The following is a 20,271-nucleotide window of genomic DNA, read 5'->3' on the forward strand; positions in this document are numbered from 1 at the left end:
CGCCCCTGCCCGTGCAACCGAAGGAGTCCCAACCTTGACGTATCCTGCTGCCGCGCCTGACGCCCCCCCGCCTGCTGGCGCAACCGCCCGTCGCCTGCACACCCCCGACTGGCGCGGCTTCGTGCTGCCGCTCGTCGCGTTCGCGCTGTGGTGGGCGATCGCTTCCGCGCACCTCGTCAGCAGCGGGCTGCTCGTCGGCCCCGCCGACGTGCTGCGCACCGCATGGGCGCAAGCCACGAGCGGCGCACTCGGCCGCGCGCTGTCCGCGTCGCTCGCGCGTGAAGCGTGCGGCTTCGTGCTCGGCGCGACGGGCGGGCTGCTGCTCGGCGCCGCGCTCGGGCTGTCGCGCGTCGCCGCGCGCATGGTCGGCCCGAGCTTCGACACGTTCAAGCAGGTCTCGCTGTTCGCGTGGATTCCGCTGATTTCCGTGTGGTTCGGCCTCGGCGACGTCGCCAAGGTCGTGTTCCTGTCGCTCGCCGCGCTGCTGCCCGTCGCCGCGCACACCTGCGACGGCATTCACGCGGTGCCGCGCGCGTATGTCGACGTCGCCCGCGCGCTGCGCTACTCGCGGCTCCAGCTCGTGCGCCACGTGATCCTGCCGGCCGCGCTGCCGTCGATCTTCACCGGGCTGTATCTCGGCCTGATCTATTCGTGGCTCGCGACGCTCGGCGCCGAATACCTGCTGGTTGCCGGCAGCGGGATCGGCAACACGCTGATCGACGGCAGCGAACAGTTCCGGATGGATCTCGTGCTGTTCGGGATCATCGTCGTCGGCGTGACCGGCTGGGCGCTGAACGCGATCGCGCGTGCGATCGAACGCAAGGTGCTGGCCCGGCGCGGCGACCTGGCGCGCTGATCGCCTTTTCCTTCCTCGTCACCCTTTTCCTCGCACCGCCATGACGACCCTCGCCTCCGATTCGCTCGACATCCTCCACGTGAGCAAGCACTACGCGCAACGCGGCGCCGCGCTCGCCGTACTCGACGACGTGTCGCTGCACGTGCGCGCCGGTGAATTCGTCACGATCGTCGGCTCGAGCGGTTGCGGCAAGTCGACGCTGCTGCGGCTGATCGCCGGGCTCGATACCGATTATGCGGGCGAGATCCGGGCCGGCACCGAACGCGTGTACGACACGTCGTTGCAGCGCGGGATCGTGTTCCAGGATCACCGGCTGTTCCCGTGGCTGACCGTCGCGCAGAACATCGAAGCCGCGCTGCGCAACGCGCCGCTCGACGCGGCCGCGAAGCGGCGCGCGGTTGCCGATCACGTCGCGCTCGTCGGGCTGAACGGCTTCGAGCACGCGTATCCGAACCAGCTGTCGGGCGGGATGGCGCAGCGCGTCGCGATCGCGCGCGGCCTCGTGAACCGCCCGCGCGTGCTGCTGCTCGACGAACCGTTCGGCGCGCTCGACGCGCAGACGCGCGCGCGGATGCAGAACGAACTGCTGCGCATCTGGGAACAGGAGCGCATCACGATGATCCTCGTCACGCACGACGTCGACGAAGCCGTGTATCTCGGCGACCGCGTCGTGACGATGGCGCCGCGCCCGGGCCGTATCGAACGCATCGTCGATGTCGCGTTGCCGCGCCCGCGCCGGCGCGATTCGCCGGAATTCGCGCGATTGCGCGACACCGTGCTCGCCGATTTCGACGACCACGAACCGCCGGGCGACGATCGCCCGGGCGGTAAGCGCATCAACCCGCCGCGCCCGCACCGGATCGGCGAATGGCGGCTTGCGTGGTAGCACGCATGTCGCACCGCATTGCTCAGCATGACGACGCATATCGATCATCGCTGCGCACACGCTAAGGTTGTGACGATTCATCGGTTCCGATTGCGCGCGGTCCCTGCTTGAATGGAGACTCGCCCGACCCGACTCCAGGAGACTCCCGATGTCCGAAGTCCAGCACGCCGCTCACCCGTCTTCGCATGCTTCGCACGCCGCACCGCGCACGGCCGCCACGCCGCTCCAGCTTCGCCAGGTCGCCGGCCGGATCGGCGCCGAGATCGCCGGCGTGCGGCTGTCAGGCACGCTCGACGACGCGACGTTCGACGCGATCCAGGCCGCGCTGCTGCGCCACAAGGTGCTGTTCTTCCGTGGCCAGCAGCATCTCGACGACACCGCGCAGGAAGCGTTCGCACGCCGCTTCGGCAAGACCGTCGCGCACCCGACCGTGCCGTCCGTCGACGGCAGCGCAGCCCTGCTCGAACTCGATTCCGCGCACGGCGCGCGCGCCAATTCGTGGCACACCGACGTGACCTTCGTCGATGCGTATCCGAAGATCTCGATCCTGCGCGCCGTCGTGATTCCGCCGTTCGGCGGCGACACCGTGTGGGCCAACACGGCCGCCGCGTACGCCAACCTGCCGGACCCGCTGCGCGCGCTCGCCGACACGCTGTGGGCGCTCCATACCAACGCATACGACTACGCGTCGACGCACGTGCATGCCGACGATACGCAACTGAAGCGCTACCGCGAAGTGTTTACGTCGACCGTCTACGAAACCGAGCACCCGGTCGTGCGCGTCCATCCGGAAACCGGCGAACGCACGCTCGTGCTCGGGCATTTCGTGCAGCGGCTCAAGGGGCTGTCGGCGCAGGATTCCGCGCACCTGCTGCAGGTGTTCCATGAACACGTGACGCGTCTCGAGAACACCGTGCGCTGGAACTGGCAGGAAGGCGACGTCGCGATCTGGGACAACCGCGCGACGCAGCACTACGCGATCAACGACTACGGCGATGCGCGCCGCGTCGTGCGCCGCGCCACCGTGCACGGCGACGTGCCGGTCGGCATCGACGGCCGCCAGAGCGTCGTGCTGAAGGGGCCGGGCGCGACGCTGCAGTAACGCCCGCGTCGCGCGGCGGCGGCGCTCCGTGCGCCGCCGCGCCTGCCCCGCTTTACGCTACCGGACACAGACCATGCCCTTCCCGCCTCCGGACCGACGCTTGCACGCGCAACGATGTCGGCCCTCCGCCCCGTCCACTCCCGCCAGGAGCGTCGCATGAGTGCCCTACTCGAACCCGCCGCCCAGCCGGTCGACGTGATTCCGCTGTCCGCCCATATCGGCGCGGAAATCCGCGGCGTCGATCTCACGCAACCGTTGACCACGCCGCAGATTGCGGCGATCCGCGCCGCGCTGCTGAAATGGCGCGTCATCTTCTTCCGCGAGCAATTCCTCACGCACGAGCAGCATGTCGCGTTCTCCGCGCAGTTCGGCGAGCCGACGGTCGGCCACCCGGTGTTCGGGCACGTCGACGGGCATCCGGCCGTCTACTCGATCGCGAAGCACCGCAAGGCGACGCGCTTCGAAGGCGAACCGGTGCGCCGCCCGTGGACCGGCTGGCACACCGACGTGACGGCCGCCGTGAACCCGCCGTGGGCGTCGATCCTGCGCGGCGTGACGATCCCGCCGTACGGCGGCGACACGCACTGGACGAACCTCGTGCGGGCGTACGAAACGCTGTCGGCGCCGCTGCGCGGCTTCGTCGACGGCCTGCGCGGCATTCACCGCTTCACGCCGCCGGCCGGCGCGCGCGCCACCGGTGCGTTCGACGACGCGGTCGAGCGCCGCCCGCTCGTCACCGAGCATCCGCTCGTGCGCGTGCATCCGGAGACCGGCGAACGCGCGTTGTACGTGAGCCCGAGCTTCCTGAAATCGATCGTCGGGCTGACGCCGCGCGAAAGCCAGGCGCTGCTCGAACTGCTGTGGGAACACGTGACACGGCCGGAATTCACGATCCGCTTCAAGTGGGAACCGCGCAGCATCGCGTTCTGGGACAACCGCGCGACCGCCCACCTCGCGCCGGTCGACATCTTCGATCTCGACTTCGACCGCCAGCTGTATCGCACGACGCTCATCGGCGACGTGCCGGTCGGCCCGGACGGCCGGCCGTCGGTCGCACTCGAAGGCTCGCCGGTCGAAGCCGCGGCGGCGGTCGCGCTCAACTGAACCGAACCGCTCTGCCGGCAGCCGGCGCGCACTGCATCGCGCCGGCCTTTCCCTTCATCGCACCGCGCGGACGAAAACGCTTGTCCGCGCGGCCCGCCCGTCAATCCAGCCACACCCCGTCGAAGCGATGCCCGCCGAGCGGCGAGAACGTCAGCCCGTGCACGCGCTTGGAGACCGGCAGCGACACGATCGACGTCGCGATCGGCGTGAACGGCACCTGGTCCTTGAACACGACCTGCGCCTGCTCGTACAGCGCCGTGCGCTTCGCGACGTCCCCATTGGAACGCGCCGCGTCCACCAGCTTCTCGAAATCCTGGTTGCACCACTTCGCGAGATTGCTGCCGTGCACCGCGTCGCAGCCGAGCAGCGTGCCGAGCCAGTTGTCGGGGTCGCCGTTGTCGCCCGACCAGCCGTACAGGATCGCGTCGTGCTGCCCGTCGTGCTTCGCGCGGCGATTGTATTCGCCCCATTCGTAGCTGACGATCTTCGCGCGCACGCCGATCTTCGCCCAGTCCTGCTGGATCAGCTGCGCCATCAACTGCGCATTCGGGTTGTACGGGCGCTGCACGGGCATCGCCCACAGCGTCAGGTCGAAGCCGTTCGGGAAGCCGGCCTGCGCGAGCAGCGCCTTCGCGGCCGCCGGGTCGCGCGGCGCATCCTTCAGCCGCGGGTTGTACGACCATTGCGCGGGCGGCATCGGGTTCGTCGCGATCTTCGCGTCGCCGTTGAACACGGTCTTCACGATCGCCGACTTGTCGATCGCGATGTCGAGCGCGCGCCGCACGTCGACGCGATCGAGCGGCGCATGCTGCGTGTTGTACGCGACGAAGCCGACGTTGAAACCCATCCCCGAGAACAACGTCAGCTTCGGGTCGCGCCGCACCGTGTCGAGATCGGCCGGCCGCGGGAACGCCGATACCTGGCATTCGCCGGCCACCAGCTTCTGCAGGCGCGCGGCCGGATCGGGCGTGATCGCGAACACGAGGCGCGCGAGCTTCACGTCGTCCGGTTTCCAGTAGTCGGGATTCGCGTCGTAGCGGATCAGCGCGTCCTTCTGGTACGTGCGCAGCAGGAACGGCCCCGTGCCCACCGGGAACTGGTTGATGTCGGCCTCGCGGTGGCGCGCCGCGAGCTGCGACGCATACTCGGCCGACAGGATCGACGCGAACGCCATCGCGAGATTGCGCACGAACACGACGTCGGGTGTCTTCAGCACGAAGCGCACCGTGTAGTCGTCGACCTTGTCGATGCGCTCGATGTTGCGGTCGAAGCCGAGGTCGCTGAAATACGGGAAGCTGACCGGATAGGCCTTGCGGAACGGATCGTCGGGATCGAGCATCCGGTGGAACGTGAAGACGACGTCGTCGGCCTGGAACGGCCGCGTCGGCGTGAACCAGGCGGTGGTCTGGAATTTCACGTCGCGCCGCAGGTGGAACGTGATCGTGCGCTGGTCGGGCGACACGTCCCAGCTCGTCGCGAGCGCCGGCTCGAGATCGAGCGTGCCGCGCCTGAACTGCACGAGCCCGTTGTAGACCGGGTACGTGCTCGCATCGAAATCGGTGCTCGTCGTATGCTGGCCCGGATCGAAGCCGGCCGGGCTGCCTTCGGTGCAATACACGAGCGTCTTGCCGGATGGAGCGGCAAGCGCGTGCGTGGCCGCGCCGGCGAGCAGCAGCGACGCCACGAGACAGCGCAGGGCGATCGCGGCATGGGGGACGCCACGCGCACGACGCGCGGCTGACGAAACGAAAGCGTTTTTCATGGTGACGGGGACAGGAGAGCGCTGTCATACAAATGAAGACGGCCGATCTTCGCGCGCCTCCCGCCGATCGCTTACCAATTAATTTCGCGTTGCTTATCGTCGTGGATGCATCCCGCTGCCCGTGCATGAAAACGTCCACGCGAACGTCGGGCGGCCGTCTCGCGCCGCCGTCTTCCGGCCCCCTGCAGACTCGCCCGAAATGGCGCATCGTATCGGCTGGCCAACGCCGGCACGGGCGCGCCGGGATTCGCCCGGACGCGCCGCGCCGCCGATTCCAGGAGGACACACGATGCCCGTCAGCTCCGAAACGTCTGCTCGCCCGGTGAAGACGCCGGGCCCCGATCACCCGATCACGGTCGAACTGCACCCGCGGCGCGTCGTGGTCAAGGCGGCCGGCAGGGTCGTCGCGGATACGCGCCGCGCGCTGGCGCTGCGCGAGGCCGCCTACCCGGCGGTGTTCTACATCCCGCGCGAGGACGCCGACCTGACGCTGCTGCAACGCACCAACCACGCGACGTACTGTCCGTACAAGGGCGACGCCGCCTACTACTCGATTCCGGTCGGCGGCGAGCGCGCCGTGAATGCCGTCTGGACCTACGAGGCGCCCTATCCGGCCGTCGACGCGATTCGCGGGCACCTCGCGTTCTATCCGGATCGCGTCGATTCGATCGAGGAAAGCCCCGCCGGCTCCGATTGAGGGTCGAGGCAGCCGTTCATCGACCGCCCGGCGGCGGCGCGTGCGCGTGTGCTCGCCGACGCGGCCCACCGTGCCGGCGGGTTCGCGTGCCGATCACCGGCCCGAACCCGTCCACCTGGCCCGCCGCTGATTTGCATATGCGGATTCGTTGGTTGGCCGCCGGCCTGCGCGGCCGTATCGTCCTGAATCCGGCGCGGGCCGGCCCGTGGCGCGCATCGCCCGCATCGGGCCCGCCCTGCGCCGGCCGCGCCGTCTTTCGCGCGCGGCCCGTGAACCCGCACGCAGGACGCCTCGATGAACGACACACCCCACGCAGACGTTGAACCGACACCGGCGAACCCGCATCGCCGCCAGTGGCTGCAAGGCGCGGCCGCCGGGCTGGCCGGGCTCGCGCTCGGCCCGCTCGCGGGCCTGCCTGCTCATGCGCAAGACAGCAGCACGCGGCTGCGCGTCGGTTTCCAGAAATACGGCAACTTCGTCGTGCTCAAGGCGCGCGGCACGCTGGAGAAACGGCTCGCGAGCCAGGGCGTCACCGTGCAGTGGCTCGAATTTCCGGCCGGCCCGCAATTGCTCGAGGGCCTGAACGCCGGCGCGATCGACGTCGGCACGGTCGGCGAGACGCCGCCGATCTTCGCACAGGCAGGCGGCGTCGACTTCGTCTACATCGGCAACGAGCCGCCCGCGCCGCAGGGCGAGGCGATCGTCGTGCTGCCCGATTCGCCGATCCGCAACGTCGCGCAATTGCGCGGCAAGAAGGTCGCGTTCAACAAGGGTTCGAACGTCCATTACCTGCTCGTGAAGGCGCTCGAACATGCAGGGCTCACGTATGCCGACATCCAGCCGATCTACCTGACGCCCGCCGACGCCCGCGCCGCGTTCGTGCAGCGCAACGTCGACGCATGGGTGATCTGGGATCCGTACCTGGCCGCCGCCGAGCGGCAGATCGGCGCGCGCGTGATCGCGAACGGCGAAGGGCTCGTGCGCAATACGCAGTACTACCTCGCCGCGCGCAAATACGCGGCGGCCCACCCGCAGGTCATCCGCGCGCTGCTCGACGAAGTCGACGCGGTCGACCGCTGGGCGCGCGACCATGTGCCCGAAGTCGCCACGCAACTGTCGCCGCTCGTCGGCCTCGATGCACCGACGCTCGAAGTCGCGCTCAAGCGCGCCGGCTACGGCGTGCAGCCGATCAGCGACGCGACGCTCGCGTATCAGCAGAACATCGCGGATTCATTCAGCGCGCTGAAGCTGATTCCGGGCAAGCTATCGGTCGCGAGCGCACGCTGACGCGCCGGCGCCGGTGCCGCTAACGCGCGGCGCGGTACGCGCGAATCAGCGCGCGGTAGCCGCGCCGATGCGCCGCCATTCGTCGTAGTCGGTGACCAGCCCCGCTTCGTCGACCGCGATATCGGCCGCATACGTGCCGCTTTCGTAGCGGTACACGCGCTCCGCCGTACGCGTATAGCGCTGCTCGCCGCGCACGAACACGACATCCGGAAAACGCAGCCACGCGGTGTGAATCACCGCCGCTTCGCCGACGGCCAGCCCGAGCCGCCGGATCGGCAGCGTATTCGTCGACGGGCTGAAACCGAGATCGAGGTCGGTCGCGCCCGCGAGCGCCGGGACGTCGACGCCGTCGACCGTCCATCGCCCTGCGTCACGGCGGATATCCCACTGCCGCGGCGGCTGCGTGCCGTCCCACTGCGTGATGCGTGCCGAGCGCGTGAGCCAGTCGGCGCCGCATGCGATCGCGTAATCGATGCGAAACGGCGAGCCGTCGATCGCACCCGACACCGATCCCGACAGATCGATTCCCGTTCGCGATTCGACGAGCCGGCACCATTCGGCTGCCTGCCACGTCTGCACGATCTGCCATGCGACGCAGCGCGTGCGCACCGCGTCATCCTGCTGCGTCATGTCGTCGTCTCCCGTCGATCGCACGGATGCCGATTGTCCCCCATCGCACCGGCGAACACACGCGGCTTCGCCGACCGATGGTCAGTATCGGTTCGACGCGTACCTTCGGGCAGCCCTGCTTTGATACCATCCGTCGATCGGCATCAACCGGAACCGGACAAGGGGCGCGACTTCATGGATTTGCTGGCGACGATGCGCATCTACGTGAGGGTCGTCGAGCGCGGCACGATGTCCGGCGCGGCGCGCGATCTCGACATGGGCCAGCCGGCCGTCAGCGAGCGTATCGAGCGGCTCGAGAAGCATCTCGGCACACGGCTGCTGTTGCGCAGTGCGCGCACCCTCACGTGCACGGAAGAAGGCCGGATCTTCTACGAACGCAGCAAGGAACTGCTCGAAGCGGCCGACGAAGCGGTCGCGTCGGTGTCGAAGACGGAGAACGCACTCGACGGCACGATCCGGCTCGCGGCGCCGCAGTGCATCGGCGAGGTCGTGCTGCCGGGTGTGCTGATGCATGTCCGCAGCGCGTATCCGAACCTGCACATCGACCTGGTCCTGAACGACGACATCGTCGATCCGGTCACGGAAGGCGTCGACATCTCGATTCGCGTCGGCCAGCTCGGCGACGGCGGGTTCGTCGCGCATCCGGTCGGCACGGTCGGCCGCCGGCTCGTGGCCGCGCCGTCGTATCTCGAGCGGCACGGCCCGATCGACACGGCGGCCGATCTCGCGAACCATCCGTTCGTCCGCGTGAAAGGCGTCTTCGCCAGCGAGCGGCTGCCGCTGCGGCGCGACGGCGACGCGCTCGACTACGCGCGCATCCGCACGATCATGACGACGAGCCACTGGCGCCCGATGTTCGACACGATCGTGGCCGGCGGCGGCATCGGCGTGGTCCAGCAGCCGGCCTGCGCCGACGCGCTCGCGTCCGGCACGCTCGTCGAGCTCCTGCCGCACTACGTGATTCCCGACTTCGCGCTCAACGTGCTCGTGCATGCGCAGCGGCCGCTGCCGCCGCGCGTGCGGGCCGTCGTCGACCTGCTGAAGCAGGACCTCCCGCCGCTGCTGGCCCGCGCTGCCCGATAACGGGCGGCGCCCGCCGCCCCCGTCACGCCTGCAGCGACTTCCCCGGCTCCTTCACGTGGGCATCGACTTCCATCTGGTAGAAGCGCGCGCTGACGAAACCGAACAGCGTCCAGCCCAGGAACACGCACAGGCCGCCGAGCATCAGCGCCTGCTCGCCCGAGCTGAACAGCGCATAGAAGCTGTATGCGGTGGCCACCATCGCGATCGCGTTGGTCAGCAGCGCCTTGGCCGGCGGCACCTTCGCGACCTTCTGGATCGTGATCAGCGCGGCCATCGACATCACGTACGGCACGAGGTTCGTGACGACCGCGAGATCGACGATCTTCTGGAACTGGCTGCTGAGCTCCGGGCTGATCGTCATCAGCGCCAGCGCGACCTGCGCGACCAGCAGGATCACCATCCCGACGATCGGCGTGCCGGTGCGCGTCGCACGCGCGAACACCGGCAGGAAGTAGCCGACGTCCGCCGAGCTCTTGAACACCTGCGCGACCGTGAACTGCCAGCCGAGCAGCGAGCCGATGCACGCGATCACCATCAGCGCGGTGACGATCGTGCCGACCGTCGGCGTGAACATCGTCGCGAACGCGATGCCGAACGGCGCATTCGACTTCGCGAGGAGCGCGTTGGGCACGATCCCCGCGATCACGTTGGTCGACACGATGTAGAAGATCGCCGACGCGATCGTGCCGCCGAGCACGGCGATCGGCACGTTGCGCTCCGGATTCTCGACGGCGTCCGAGTTCGCGCACGCCGATTCGAGCCCGAGGAACGCCCACAGCGTCACCGCGATCGAGCTGCCGACGGCCGGCCCGAACGGCAGGTTGTTAGGATTCCACGCGGCGCCCCAGGTCGCGCCGCTGAACCAGAACCAGCCGATCAGCGACACGACGACGACCGGAATGATCACGCCCCACACCGTCACCGCGCCGATCCGGCCGGTGATGCGCGAGCCGCCGAAGTTCGCGACCGTCGTCAGCACGAGCAGGAAGATCGTCCACAGGCCGGTCTGCAGCGGCGACAGCGTCGCGTCGAACAGCACGGTGCCGTAGCCGACCGCCGTGACGCCGATCGCGACGTTCGCGATCACGAGCGACAGCCCGTACGTGTAGTTCGCCATGTAGTTGCCGGCCTTGCCGAACGCGTATTCCGCGTAGCCGCCCATCCCGCCCGGCTTGCGGCTCAGCATCCCGCAGCGCGCGAACGCATAGGCCAGCGCGAGCGAGCCGCCGGCCGTGACGATCCACGACAGCAGCGAGATCGTGCCGACCTGCGCGAGCTTCGACGGCAGCAGGATGATGCCGGAGCCCATCATGTTGACCGCCGTGAGAATGGTCAGCTGCCAGACGTTCATCCGGTTCTTCGGCGCGGCCGCGGCGGCCGCGTCGGACATGCGCGCTGTGTTTTCCATGATGTCGATCCCTCGATGTAAGGCCGTTGCACGGCCGGTCGCGCGTTCAGGCCGTCAGGCAATACACGCGGTACGTGCCGTCCTCGACTTCCACGCCGTGCGTATCGTGCGCGAAGCCCGGGAAGCGCTGGTCGTACGCTTCGAGCGCCTTCAGGTAACCGAGCACCGGGCCGTCCGCCGGCCCCGCGTTCTCGCCCGGCATCAACAGCGGAATGCCCGGCGGATACGGCACGACGCCGGTGGCGACCGTGCGCCCGGCCAGTTCCTCGAGCGTGACCTGCTCGACGCGGCCCTGCACCAGATGCTCGTATGCGCGCACCGGGCTCATCTCCGGCTTCGGCAGGATCGAGAACGCTTCCGACATCAACCGCGTCGTGCCGAGCTGCTCCATTGCCGCGAACATCGTGTCGGCCAGGTCCTTCAGCCCCATGCCCGCATAGCGCGAGCCATGCGCCTTCGCGAGCGACGGAATCGCCATGTCGAGCGACAGGTTCGCGTCGTAGTCGCGCTTGAAGTCGCACAGCGCGCTGACGAGCGAGCCCCACTTGCCCTTCGTGATGCCGATCGAGAACAGGAACAGGATCGTGAAGTCGGTGGTTTTCTCGACGACGATCCCGCGTGCATCGAGATACGCGGTCACGACGCTCGCCGGAATGCCGACCGGCATCAGCCCGCCGGCCGGCGCGACGCCCGGCGTGACGATCGACACCTTGATCGGATCGAGCATGCAGTAGCCGTCCTCGATATTGCCGAAGCCGTGCCATTGCGCGCCGGGGCGTAGCACCCAGCACGACGGGTCGCTCGCGAGCAGCTCGGGCGGCGCATCGTGGAACGGCAGCGTGCGGCCGGTGCGCGTCTCGAGCACGGTGTCGGGCTGCCAGCACTCGAAGAACCAGTCGCCCTTCGCGCCGAACTCGCTGTTCATCCGCGCGATCATCTGCCGGAACGCGACGGCCTCCTCGATCGACTCGTGCGTGAGCGCCGCGCCGCCGGGGCCGTCCATCATCGCGGCCGCGACGTCGTTCGACGCGATGATCGCGTAGTTCGGCGACGTCGACGCGTGCATCATGAACGTTTCGTTAAACTGACCATGCGGAATCGGGTTGCGGCCGTCGCGCACGTGGATGTACGACGCCTGCGACAGCGCGGTCAGCAGCTTGTGCGTCGACTGCGTCGCGAACACCGTGGGGCGGTCCGCACGATGGTCGCGCGGGTCGCCGTGCATCGCATGGCGATCGCGGTAGATCGGGTTGAAACGCGCGTAGCCGTACCACGCTTCGTCGAAATGCAGCCGGTCGACGCTCGCGCCGAGCAGCTCCTCGACGCGCGCGACGTTGTAGCACAGGCCGTCGTACGTCGAGTTGGTGACGATTGCATGCTTCGGCTGGCGATCGGCGAGCCCGGCCGTGAGCGGATTCGACGTGATCGCCTCGCGGATCGCCGCCTGCGTGAGGCGCTCCGACGCGATCGGCCCGATGATCCCGTAGCGGTTGCGCGTCGGCACGAGGTAGGTCGGGATCGCGCCCGACATCGTCATCGCGTGCTCGGCCGACTTGTGGCAGTTGCGGTCGCACAGCGCGATCTGGTCGCGACTCACGCTCGCCATCAGGATGATGCGGTTCGACGTCGACGAGCCGTTCGTCACGTGATACGTGCGATGCGCGCCGAACACGCGGGCCGCGTAGCGCTCGCTTTCGCCGATCGGGCCCGAGTGGTCGAGCAGCGAGCCGAGTTCGCCAACCGAGATCGACAGGTCGGAACGGAACAGCGCTTCGCCGAAGTATTCGAAGAACGCGCGGCCGACCGGCGATTTGAGGAAGCCCGTGCCGCCCGTGTGGCCGGGCGTATGCCATGAGTATTCATAGACGCGCGAGAATTTCGCGAGCGCGCCGAACATCGGCGGCAACACGGTGGCGCGGTAGCGCTCGATCGCCGCGTGGATGCGCCCGCCGATGAAGTCGGCCGTATCTTCGAGCAGCCACACGAAATCGTCGACCTTGCCCATCACCGCGGACGGCACCGACGATGCGACGCTGCGGTCGGCCAGCAGGAAGATCGGCACGTTGGCGTTGCGATGCCGGATCGCGTCGACCACGGCCTCGGACGGCCCGTGGCCATCCACGCCGAGATCCCAGTCGAGCAGCACGCACTGGATCGACGGATCGGAGCGGATCAGCATGATCGCGTCGTCGGCCGAGGTGGCCGTGAGCACGTCGATGTCGCGCTGCACGAGCTCCGCGCTCAGCGTGCGGACCGCACGCCCGGTCGCGGTTTCCTGCGTGATCTCGTCGTCGACCAATAACGCGCGCAGGCCGAGACGACGAATGCCACCGACGGACGTATTCATGTTTTTGCCCTCGTTGTTCCGATGCTTCGTTGGGTTTAATTCGTCTCACGAGCACGCGGACAGCAGGCCACGGGCAGCGGCATGAGACGCTCGCAAATCCGGTTTGATTCGCCATCCAATTCGGAGCCGACTATGCCATAGATGCCTTTTGATGAAAAGCAGACGAATCGGCGAAACGGTCGAACGTTTTCAAATCGCCTTTCACAATCGGTTCATTTTTATGTGCATTGCAGCACGCCGATTTCCGATTATCGGATCGGTTTCGCCCACCCATCGGATTGCCGATTCCGCTCGATTGAATTCGCCGGGTTTTGTTGCTACGATCGGCTGCGCCGTGCATTGACCGGCGGCGGCTGCGCCGCGCCGCGCAAGGTGTTTTCGTGCGGCGCGCCATGCGGCATTCAGCATTCGCGGGAGCGTTTCAATCGGCGGCGGCGCGTGTCGGATGACGCGGATTGCGCGCCCGTGCGAATGCGGCTCTCGTTTTCCGCACATTTACGGGAGAGTTCGCGTGAGCCTGTTGAAAATCGCAGTCGAGCCGGCGCTGATTGGCGCCTTCCTCACCACGCACGAACAGGTCGACGTATTCCAGACCGATTTCACGAATATCGCGGCAATCGTCGTCGGAATCGATTCGGCGCAACAGGTGCTTGAAACCGTCGAAAGAACCGGATTCGCGATTCCGTTTTTCGTCGCGGTCGAGCCCGACCAGGAAGTGCCGCCGTCGATCCTGCCGAGCGCGAGCGGCGTGATCCAGCTCCGCCATGGCGGACGCCACTACTACGGCCGGCAGATCTCCGCCGCCGCCGACATCTACAGCGAGAACCTGCTGCCGCCGTTCTTCAAGGTGATGCGCGAATACGTGCAGCGCGGCTATGTCGAATTCGACTGCCCCGGCCATCAGGGCGGCCAGTTCTTCTCGAACCACCCGCTCGGCCGGATGTTCTTCGACTTCTTCGGCGAGACGATCTTTCGCGCCGACCTCTGCAACGCCGATGTCCGGCTCGGCGACCTGCTGATCCACGAAGGCCCCGCGCTGGAAGCGCAGCGCAATGCCGCGCGGATCTACAACGCGGACAAGACGTACTTCGTGCTGAACGGCACGTCCACGTCGAACAAGGTCGTCACCAGCGCGCTGCTCGCGCCCGACGATCTCGTGCTGTTCGACCGCAACAATCACAAGTCGGTGCACCTCGGCGCGCTCGTGCTGTCGGGCGCGCGGCCGGTCTACCTCGAAACCGCGCGCAACGCGTGGGGCCTCATCGGCGGCGTCGACAGCGCGGCGCTCGACGAAATCCGTATTCGCGACGCGATCCGCGACGTCGCACCGGAGCGCGCCGGCCTGCCGCGCCCGTTCCGGCTCGCCGTGATCCAGCTCGGCACCTACGACGGCACGATCTACAACGCGCGCGAGATCGTCGACCGGATCGGGCATCTGTGCGACTACATCCTGTTCGATTCGGCGTGGGTCGGCTACGAGCAGTTCATCCCGATGATGCAGGACTGCTCGCCGCTGATGCTCACGCTCGGCCCCGACGATCCCGGCATCTTCGTCACGCAGTCGGTGCACAAGCAGCAGGCCGGTTTCTCGCAGACGTCGCAGATCCACAAGAAGGACAGCCACATCGAAGGCCAGAAGCGCTTCTGCGATCACCGGCGCTTCAACAACGCGTACATGATCCATGCGTCGACGAGCCCGTTCTATCCGATGTTCGCCGCGCTCGACGTCAACGCGCAGATGCACGCGGGCCCGGCCGGCAAGCGCCTGTGGCGCGATTGCGTCGCGCATGGCGTCGATGCGCGCAAGCTGCTGCTGAAGACCTGCCGCCAGATTCGACCGTTCGTTCCCCAGAACATCGACGGCCGCCCGTGGGCCGACTACCCGACCGAGCAGATCGTCGACGACCTGCGCTTCTTCCGCTTTCATCCGGCCGACACGTGGCACGGCTTCGAAGGCTATGCGGACGACCAGTATTTCGTCGATCCGTGCAAGCTGCTGCTGACGACGCCCGGCATCGATCGCGACACGCACGAATACGCGGCGTTCGGCGCACCGGCGCCGATCCTGGCGCGCTACCTGCGCGAGCACGGCGTCGTGCCCGAGAAGGCCGACCTGTACACGATCCTGTTCCTGCTCACGCCTTCCGAAAGTTTCGGCAAGCTGCAGCATCTGGTCGCGCACCTCGCGCAGTTCGAACGCCATCTCGACCAGGACACGCCGCTGCGCGAAGCGATTCCATCGCTGTGCGAAGCGTATCCTGAGCTGTACGGCAACATGCGCCTGCGGCAGCTGTGCCAGCGGATGCACGACTTCTACCGCAGCCACGACATGAAGCATCTGCAGAAGATGATGTTCCGGCGTGCGCAGTTCCCGAAGCAGGCGATGCTGCCGCAGGCCGCGAACGCCGAGCTGATCCGCAACAACGTCGAACTCGTCACGCTCGATCGCATCGAAGGCCGGATCGCGACGGAAGGCGCGCTGCCCTATCCGCCCGGCATCTTCTGCGTGGTGCCCGGCGAAAGGTGGGGCGGCCCGGCGCTCGACTACTTCCGTGCGCTCGAAGCGGGGATCAACGCGCTGCCGGGTTTCGAGCCGGAAATCCAGGGCGTCTATCTGCAAACGCGGCCGGACGGCACGAAGCAGGCTTCGGCGTACGTGGTGGCGGCCGGCGCCGACGCGTCACGCGCGTAACGGCGGCCTGGCGGGCGGCCACGCGCCGCTCGCGGTCCTGAGCGCATCGTGAACGCATGACGGGCGGCGCGCCCGCCGCCTCACCACGCCTGCCGGTAGATCTCCAGCGCGTCGGCCTCCGTCACCTCGCGTGGATTGTTCACGAGCAGGCGCGTCTGCAGCATCGCATCCGATGCCATCCTCGGCAGGTCGCCCTCCCCGATGCCGACCTCACGCAGCGTGCGCGGAATGCCCGTCGCGACGATCAGCCGGTCGATCTCGGCGATCAGCGCGTGCGTGCGCGCTTCATCGCTGCCCGTCGCCGACGGCGCGACGATCGACGCGAGTTCCGCATACAGCGGCGCGGCGGCCGCCGCGTTGAAACGCAGCACGTGCGGCAGCACGAGCGCATTCGACAACCCGTGCGGCACATGGAAGATCCCGCCGACCGGATAGGCCAGCGCGTGCACGGCCGCGACCGGTGCATTCGCGAACGCCTGCCCCGCGAACATCGCGCCGACCAGCATCGCCTCGCGCGCGTGGCGATTCCGGCCGTCGTCGCACGCCGTGAGCAGGTTGCGCGACAGCAGCGTCAGCGCGTGCACGGCCAGCATGTCGGATATGGGGTTCTTCAGCCGCGCGGACGTGTAGGCCTCGATCGCATGCACCATCGCGTCGATGCCCGTCGCGGCCGTGGCCACACGCGGCAGGCCGAGCGTCAGTTCGGCATCGAGGATCGCGACGTCCGCGAACAGCTGCGGCGACACGACGCCCATCTTGCGCGCCTCGCCGACCGTGACGATCGACACGGCCGTCACTTCGGAGCCGGTGCCGGCCGTCGTCGGCATCTGCACGAGCGGCAGCCGCGCGCTCGTCACCTTGTCGACGCCGTACATGTCGGCCAGCGCCTGCTGCCCCGGCGCGAGCACCGCGATCAGCTTCGCGACGTCCATCGACGATCCGCCGCCTAGGCCGAGCACGATCTCGGCATCGGCCGCGACGGCCCGTTCGGTCGCTTCCAGCACCACGTGCTCCGGCGGATCGGCGATCACGTCGTCGATCACGGTGACTTGCCAGCCGTGCGCGGCGAGGCTCTCCAGCGCGGGCGCGAGCACGCCGCTGCGATGCAGGAACGCGTCGGTGACGACACAGAGCCGCACGAGCGCCGGAAAGCGTTCGCGCAACAACACGCCGAGCCGGCGCGCGGCGCCGAATTCGACGACCTGCGTCGGAACGGTACGGAATTGAAACGGGTTCATCGGGCGCCTCCCGGTGGCGTCGCCGCGCCGGTGCCCGGCTGCACCATGTAGCTGGACACTTCGCGGCGATCGAGCAACGGAATGATCGCGCCGAACCCGATCCGCTGGAAATGCGGCGTTTCCCGATGCACGTCGAGACCGTCCGCGTCGCGGTAGCGTTCGAGGATCACGATGTGGTCGGGGTCCTCCGGCGACCGGAAATACGCGTAGTCGAGATTCTTCGGCTCGGCGCGCGTCAGCGGCGCGAGCTCCGCGAGCAATGCGACCACGCGGTCGCCGTTGCCGGGCTTGGCGTGGAAATGCGCGATGACTTGCAGGTAAGGTTCGTTCATGTTGCGCTCCGGGTTCGACTGGGGGCCGTCACGACGGGGACGCACGCAATGCGCGGCGAACCGGAAGGATTCGAACGCGACGGCGCAACGCAGTGTCACTGGCGGGTCGTCGCATTGTATTGAATCGGCGCGGCCTTCGCAGTGACGCCACCGCGCCACGAACAACAACGCCGATCGCCATCGGCCTCTACTCGTGCGACGCGCCGACTACCACGGCACCGTCCGCCCCAGATAGTCGAGATACTCGAGCCCCGGGCGCCCATGCTTGGCGATCAGCACGTCGACGAGACTCGGCACGCTTTCCTCGATCGTCAGGCGCGCATCGGGCCCACCGAGTTCCGTGCGGACCCAGCCGGGCGCCATCAGCACCATTGCACGCCGCGTATCGGCCTGGCGCACCGCGAAGCTGCGCATGAACTGGTTCAGCGCGGCCTTGCTGCCGCGATAGACCTCGCGCATCCCGCTGACGTTGTTCGCGACGCTGCCCTGCCCCGACGACATCGCACCGATCAGGCCATCGTCGGTCACGAGATCCTGCAGCGTCTCGATCACGCGCATCGGCGCCAGCGCATTCGTGATCATCACGCGCACGAACTCGTCGGTCGTCACTTCGCCGATCGTTTCGGTGGGCTCGTTCGTCGTGCCCGCGTTCACGAACAGCATGTCGAAGCGCCGACCCGACAGCCGCTCGCGCAGCACGGCCAGTTGCACCGGTTCGCAGATGTCGAGCGTCTCGATGTCGAGCCGGCCGTCGAACCGGTCGGCGAGGTCGTGCAGCTTCGTGCGCCCCGATCCTGCGCGCACGGTGCCCGTTACGTGCCAGCCTTTGTCCAGGAACGTCTCCGCCATCGCGAGCCCGAGGCCGCGCGAGGCCGCGACGAGCAGGATCGTAGGCACATTCGCGTTCGATACTGTTGATTGCATGGTTTCCGCCTTTGCCGGGTTTCGTCATGCAGCCACTATAGGTGCGCACCACGACAGGCGCCAGACGCACCAGATTCAACTTGTAGTTGCATCGCACGCCATGTCAAATCGCACGGAGGCGTATCCTGTCGCCATGGAAGACATCGACCTGAATCTCGTCACCGCGCTCGACGTGCTGCTGTCGGAAGGCAGCGTGACCGGCGCCGCGCGCCGGCTCGGCCTGAGCACATCGGCCATGAGCCGCACGCTCACACGGTTGCGGATGGCCACCGGCGATCAGCTGCTCGTGCGCGCCGGGCGCAAGCTCGTGCCGACGCCACACGCCGCCGCGTTGCGCGACCGCGTACACGCGATCGCCAGCGATGCGCGCGCGGTGCTGCGGCCGGCGACGGCCGACGTCGACATGGCGACGCACACTTCCACGTTCACCCTCCGTGCGGCCGCCTCGTTCATGGAAATGCTGTCCGGCCCGGTGGTCGCCGCACTCGGCGAAATCGCGCCGCAGGTGCGCGTCCGCTTCGTCCCGAAGCCCGACCGCGATCCGCAAGCGTTGCGCGACGGCACCGTCGACCTGGAAATCGGCAAGCGCGGCGACGATGCCCCCGAGTTGCACACCCGCATGCTGTTTCACGACTGGCACGTCGCCGTGGCGCGCGCCGGGCACCCGCTGTTCGCATCGGGCCGGATCACGCCCGCGCGCTATGCGGCCTGCCGTCACGTGATCGCGTCGCAGTTGGGCGATTTCGGCGGTCCGGCTGGCGACTCGACCGACAGGGCCGGCCCAAGCCACTCCGTGCACGTCGTCGTACCGGGCTACCCCGATGCGATGCGGGTCGCGGCCAGCACCGACCTGATCGCGCTCGTGCCGCGCTCGAGCCTCGGCAACGCGTTCTCGCCGGGCCTCACGGAGGCGCTCGGGCTGCGCAGCTTCGAGATCCCGGTGCGCCTGCCCGAGATCCTCGTGTCCGCGCTGTGGCATCCACGCATGCACGGCGACCCCGTGCACCGTCGCTTGCGCGATGCGGTCATCGCCGTCTGCCAGCGAGCGTATCCGGAGGGCCGCGCGCCGCGCCCGCCGGCACGTCGCACCGGCACGCGCGCGGCAGGCTGACGCGCGGCTCAGACCAGCCGCCCGCCGCCGTCGATGTGCAGGATCTCGCCGTTCATGAAGCCGTTGCCCAGCAGGAACGCGATCGCTTCCCCCACTTCATCGGCGCGCCCGACACGGCCGCCGGGCAATGCCGCCGCCGCGCCCGCGAGGATCGCATCGCGCGCTTCCGGACCGAACGCGTCGTAAAGCGGCGTCTCGACGAAACCGGGCGCAACCACGTTCACGCGAATGGGCTTCAGTTCCAGCGCGAGCGACTGCGCCAGTGCCTCGACCCCGCGCACGGCGGCGGCAATGACGGAAACGCCCTGCGCGGCCGGACGATCCGACAGTTGCCCGCCGGTCAGCACGATCGAGCCGGTCGCGGGCATCAGCGGCAACGCGGCGCGGATCGCGTAGACCGGCCCGGCGATACGCTCCTGCCACGCGGCGAGCAGGTGATCGGGATCGGTCTCGTTCAGCTTGCCGGCAATGAACCGGCCGGCCGTGACGACCAGGTGATCGACGCGCGTGATCGTGTCGAACACGGCCTCCACTGCCAGCCGGTCCGCGATGTCGGCCACCGCGACGCGTGCGCCGCAGATCGCCTGCGCGGCGGATTCGAGCTTCGCGCGGGTCCGGCCGACCAGCGTGACGCTGGCGCCTTTCGCCTTCGCGGCGGCCGCCGCCTCGAGGCCGATGCCGGAACTCCCGCCGAATACCACGACCTGCGCACCGTCCAGTGCCGAAGATTGCGTTGCCTCGTTCATGTCGACGCCTCGTCAGGGATTGAAGGTTCGCGAACGTTAGGTCATTCTCCAATGCGCAGGAACGTG

At 68.2% G+C, this 20,271-nt stretch carries 17 protein-coding genes; 9 read left to right on the top strand and 8 right to left on the bottom strand.

What is annotated here, in order from left to right; translation table 11 throughout:
- Positions 1–34: 34 nt before the first annotated feature.
- The 4 genes from CFB43_RS27135 to CFB43_RS27150 all read left to right on the top strand — a co-directional run bounded on the left by CFB43_RS27135 (position 35) and on the right by CFB43_RS27150 (position 3,948).
- Positions 35–856: an ABC transporter permease gene (locus CFB43_RS27135; RefSeq protein ID WP_089497319.1), complete on the top strand. Its 822-nt coding sequence runs from the start codon at positions 35–37 to the stop codon at positions 854–856.
- A gap of 40 nt (positions 857–896) precedes the next feature.
- Positions 897–1,742 carry an ABC transporter ATP-binding protein gene (locus CFB43_RS27140; protein WP_089497320.1) on the top strand — a complete coding sequence of 282 codons (846 nt, stop codon included), beginning with the start codon at positions 897–899 and terminating at the stop codon, positions 1,740–1,742.
- 148 nt (positions 1,743–1,890) lie between these two features.
- Positions 1,891–2,844 carry a TauD/TfdA dioxygenase family protein gene (locus CFB43_RS27145; protein WP_089497321.1) on the top strand — a complete coding sequence of 318 codons (954 nt, stop codon included), beginning with the start codon at positions 1,891–1,893 and terminating at the stop codon, positions 2,842–2,844.
- A 156-nt stretch (positions 2,845–3,000) separates the two neighbouring features.
- Complete coding sequence (locus CFB43_RS27150) at positions 3,001–3,948, top strand: TauD/TfdA dioxygenase family protein (protein WP_089432426.1); 948 nt, start codon at positions 3,001–3,003, stop codon at positions 3,946–3,948.
- Between the two features lie 100 nt (positions 3,949–4,048).
- Here CFB43_RS27150 and CFB43_RS27155 read toward each other — a convergent pair whose 3' ends face one another.
- Positions 4,049–5,710, bottom strand: coding sequence for an ABC transporter substrate-binding protein (locus CFB43_RS27155; RefSeq protein WP_089497322.1), 1,662 nt, complete (start codon positions 5,708–5,710; stop codon positions 4,049–4,051).
- A gap of 289 nt (positions 5,711–5,999) precedes the next feature.
- Between CFB43_RS27155 and CFB43_RS27160 the strand changes: the two genes are divergently transcribed.
- Both CFB43_RS27160 and CFB43_RS27165 read left to right on the top strand, forming a co-directional pair.
- Positions 6,000–6,407, top strand: coding sequence for a DUF427 domain-containing protein (locus tag CFB43_RS27160; RefSeq protein ID WP_089442892.1), 408 nt, complete (start codon positions 6,000–6,002; stop codon positions 6,405–6,407).
- Positions 6,408–6,701: 294 nt separating this feature from the next.
- Positions 6,702–7,694, top strand: a complete 993-nt coding sequence (locus tag CFB43_RS27165; protein WP_089497323.1) for a sulfonate ABC transporter substrate-binding protein — start codon at positions 6,702–6,704, stop codon at positions 7,692–7,694.
- A gap of 45 nt (positions 7,695–7,739) precedes the next feature.
- Here CFB43_RS27165 and CFB43_RS27170 read toward each other — a convergent pair whose 3' ends face one another.
- Positions 7,740–8,324: a putative glycolipid-binding domain-containing protein gene (locus tag CFB43_RS27170; RefSeq protein WP_089497324.1), complete on the bottom strand. Its 585-nt coding sequence runs from the start codon at positions 8,322–8,324 to the stop codon at positions 7,740–7,742.
- 174 nt (positions 8,325–8,498) lie between these two features.
- Here CFB43_RS27170 and CFB43_RS27175 point away from each other — a divergent pair, with 174 nt between their 5' ends.
- On the top strand, positions 8,499–9,407 hold the full coding sequence (locus tag CFB43_RS27175) for a LysR family transcriptional regulator (protein ID WP_089497325.1): 909 nt from the start codon (positions 8,499–8,501) through the stop codon (positions 9,405–9,407).
- Positions 9,408–9,429: 22 nt separating this feature from the next.
- Here the strand turns inward: CFB43_RS27175 and potE are convergent, their stop codons facing one another.
- Complete coding sequence (gene potE / locus CFB43_RS27180; protein WP_089497326.1) at positions 9,430–10,815, bottom strand: putrescine-ornithine antiporter; 1,386 nt, start codon at positions 10,813–10,815, stop codon at positions 9,430–9,432.
- A gap of 46 nt (positions 10,816–10,861) precedes the next feature.
- Entirely contained in the window at positions 10,862–13,162 is a 2,301-nt protein-coding gene (locus CFB43_RS27185; protein ID WP_089497327.1) for an Orn/Lys/Arg decarboxylase N-terminal domain-containing protein, read from the bottom strand.
- Positions 13,163–13,673: 511 nt separating this feature from the next.
- Here CFB43_RS27185 and CFB43_RS27195 point away from each other — a divergent pair.
- Positions 13,674–15,854 carry an ornithine decarboxylase gene (locus CFB43_RS27195; RefSeq protein WP_089497329.1) on the top strand — a complete coding sequence of 727 codons (2,181 nt, stop codon included), beginning with the start codon at positions 13,674–13,676 and terminating at the stop codon, positions 15,852–15,854.
- Positions 15,855–15,934: 80 nt separating this feature from the next.
- Here CFB43_RS27195 and CFB43_RS27200 read toward each other — a convergent pair whose 3' ends face one another.
- The 3 genes from CFB43_RS27200 to CFB43_RS27210 all read right to left on the bottom strand — a co-directional run bounded on the left by CFB43_RS27200 (position 15,935) and on the right by CFB43_RS27210 (position 18,348).
- The gene (locus CFB43_RS27200; RefSeq protein ID WP_089497330.1) at positions 15,935–17,092 is read right to left on the bottom strand and encodes an iron-containing alcohol dehydrogenase; all 1,158 of its coding nucleotides are present in this window, start codon (positions 17,090–17,092) and stop codon (positions 15,935–15,937) included.
- Positions 17,089–17,424, bottom strand: a complete 336-nt coding sequence (locus CFB43_RS27205; protein ID WP_089497331.1) for a putative quinol monooxygenase — start codon at positions 17,422–17,424, stop codon at positions 17,089–17,091. Before CFB43_RS27205 ends, CFB43_RS27200 begins: the two co-directional genes overlap by 4 nt.
- Positions 17,425–17,631: 207 nt before the next feature.
- Positions 17,632–18,348, bottom strand: a complete 717-nt coding sequence (locus CFB43_RS27210; RefSeq protein ID WP_089497332.1) for an SDR family oxidoreductase — start codon at positions 18,346–18,348, stop codon at positions 17,632–17,634.
- A gap of 133 nt (positions 18,349–18,481) precedes the next feature.
- On the opposite strand from CFB43_RS27210, the gene CFB43_RS27215 reads away from it, so the two are divergent.
- Positions 18,482–19,459 (top strand): LysR family transcriptional regulator, encoded by a 978-nt coding sequence (locus CFB43_RS27215; protein WP_089497333.1) that lies wholly within the window; start codon positions 18,482–18,484, stop codon positions 19,457–19,459.
- 8 nt (positions 19,460–19,467) lie between these two features.
- Here the strand turns inward: CFB43_RS27215 and CFB43_RS27220 are convergent, their stop codons facing one another.
- Positions 19,468–20,205 carry an SDR family oxidoreductase gene (locus CFB43_RS27220; protein WP_089497334.1) on the bottom strand — a complete coding sequence of 246 codons (738 nt, stop codon included), beginning with the start codon at positions 20,203–20,205 and terminating at the stop codon, positions 19,468–19,470.
- Positions 20,206–20,271: the final 66 nt, after the last annotated feature.

The sequence above is a fragment of the Burkholderia sp. AU15512 genome (assembly GCF_002223325.1).
Classification (GTDB): Bacteria; Pseudomonadota; Gammaproteobacteria; order Burkholderiales; family Burkholderiaceae; genus Burkholderia.

Excerpts from the sequence above, each read along its gene's own strand:
- CFB43_RS27140 (WP_089497320.1), top strand. The coding sequence starts at position 897 with ATGACGACCCTCGCCTCCGATTCGCTCGACATCCTCCACGTGAGCAAG.
- CFB43_RS27145 (WP_089497321.1), top strand. The coding sequence starts at position 1,891 with ATGTCCGAAGTCCAGCACGCCGCTCACCCGTCTTCGCATGCTTCGCAC.
- CFB43_RS27150 (WP_089432426.1), top strand. The coding sequence starts at position 3,001 with ATGAGTGCCCTACTCGAACCCGCCGCCCAGCCGGTCGACGTGATTCCG.
- CFB43_RS27155 (WP_089497322.1), bottom strand. The coding sequence starts at position 5,710 with ATGAAAAACGCTTTCGTTTCGTCAGCCGCGCGTCGTGCGCGTGGCGTC.
- CFB43_RS27160 (WP_089442892.1), top strand. The coding sequence starts at position 6,000 with ATGCCCGTCAGCTCCGAAACGTCTGCTCGCCCGGTGAAGACGCCGGGC.
- CFB43_RS27165 (WP_089497323.1), top strand. The coding sequence starts at position 6,702 with ATGAACGACACACCCCACGCAGACGTTGAACCGACACCGGCGAACCCG.
- CFB43_RS27170 (WP_089497324.1), bottom strand. The coding sequence starts at position 8,324 with ATGACGCAGCAGGATGACGCGGTGCGCACGCGCTGCGTCGCATGGCAG.
- CFB43_RS27175 (WP_089497325.1), top strand. The coding sequence starts at position 8,499 with ATGGATTTGCTGGCGACGATGCGCATCTACGTGAGGGTCGTCGAGCGC.
- potE (WP_089497326.1), bottom strand. The coding sequence starts at position 10,815 with ATGGAAAACACAGCGCGCATGTCCGACGCGGCCGCCGCGGCCGCGCCG.
- CFB43_RS27185 (WP_089497327.1), bottom strand. The coding sequence starts at position 13,162 with ATGAATACGTCCGTCGGTGGCATTCGTCGTCTCGGCCTGCGCGCGTTA.
- CFB43_RS27200 (WP_089497330.1), bottom strand. The coding sequence starts at position 17,092 with ATGAACCCGTTTCAATTCCGTACCGTTCCGACGCAGGTCGTCGAATTC.
- CFB43_RS27205 (WP_089497331.1), bottom strand. The coding sequence starts at position 17,424 with ATGAACGAACCTTACCTGCAAGTCATCGCGCATTTCCACGCCAAGCCC.
- CFB43_RS27210 (WP_089497332.1), bottom strand. The coding sequence starts at position 18,348 with ATGCAATCAACAGTATCGAACGCGAATGTGCCTACGATCCTGCTCGTC.
- CFB43_RS27215 (WP_089497333.1), top strand. The coding sequence starts at position 18,482 with ATGGAAGACATCGACCTGAATCTCGTCACCGCGCTCGACGTGCTGCTG.
- CFB43_RS27220 (WP_089497334.1), bottom strand. The coding sequence starts at position 20,205 with ATGAACGAGGCAACGCAATCTTCGGCACTGGACGGTGCGCAGGTCGTG.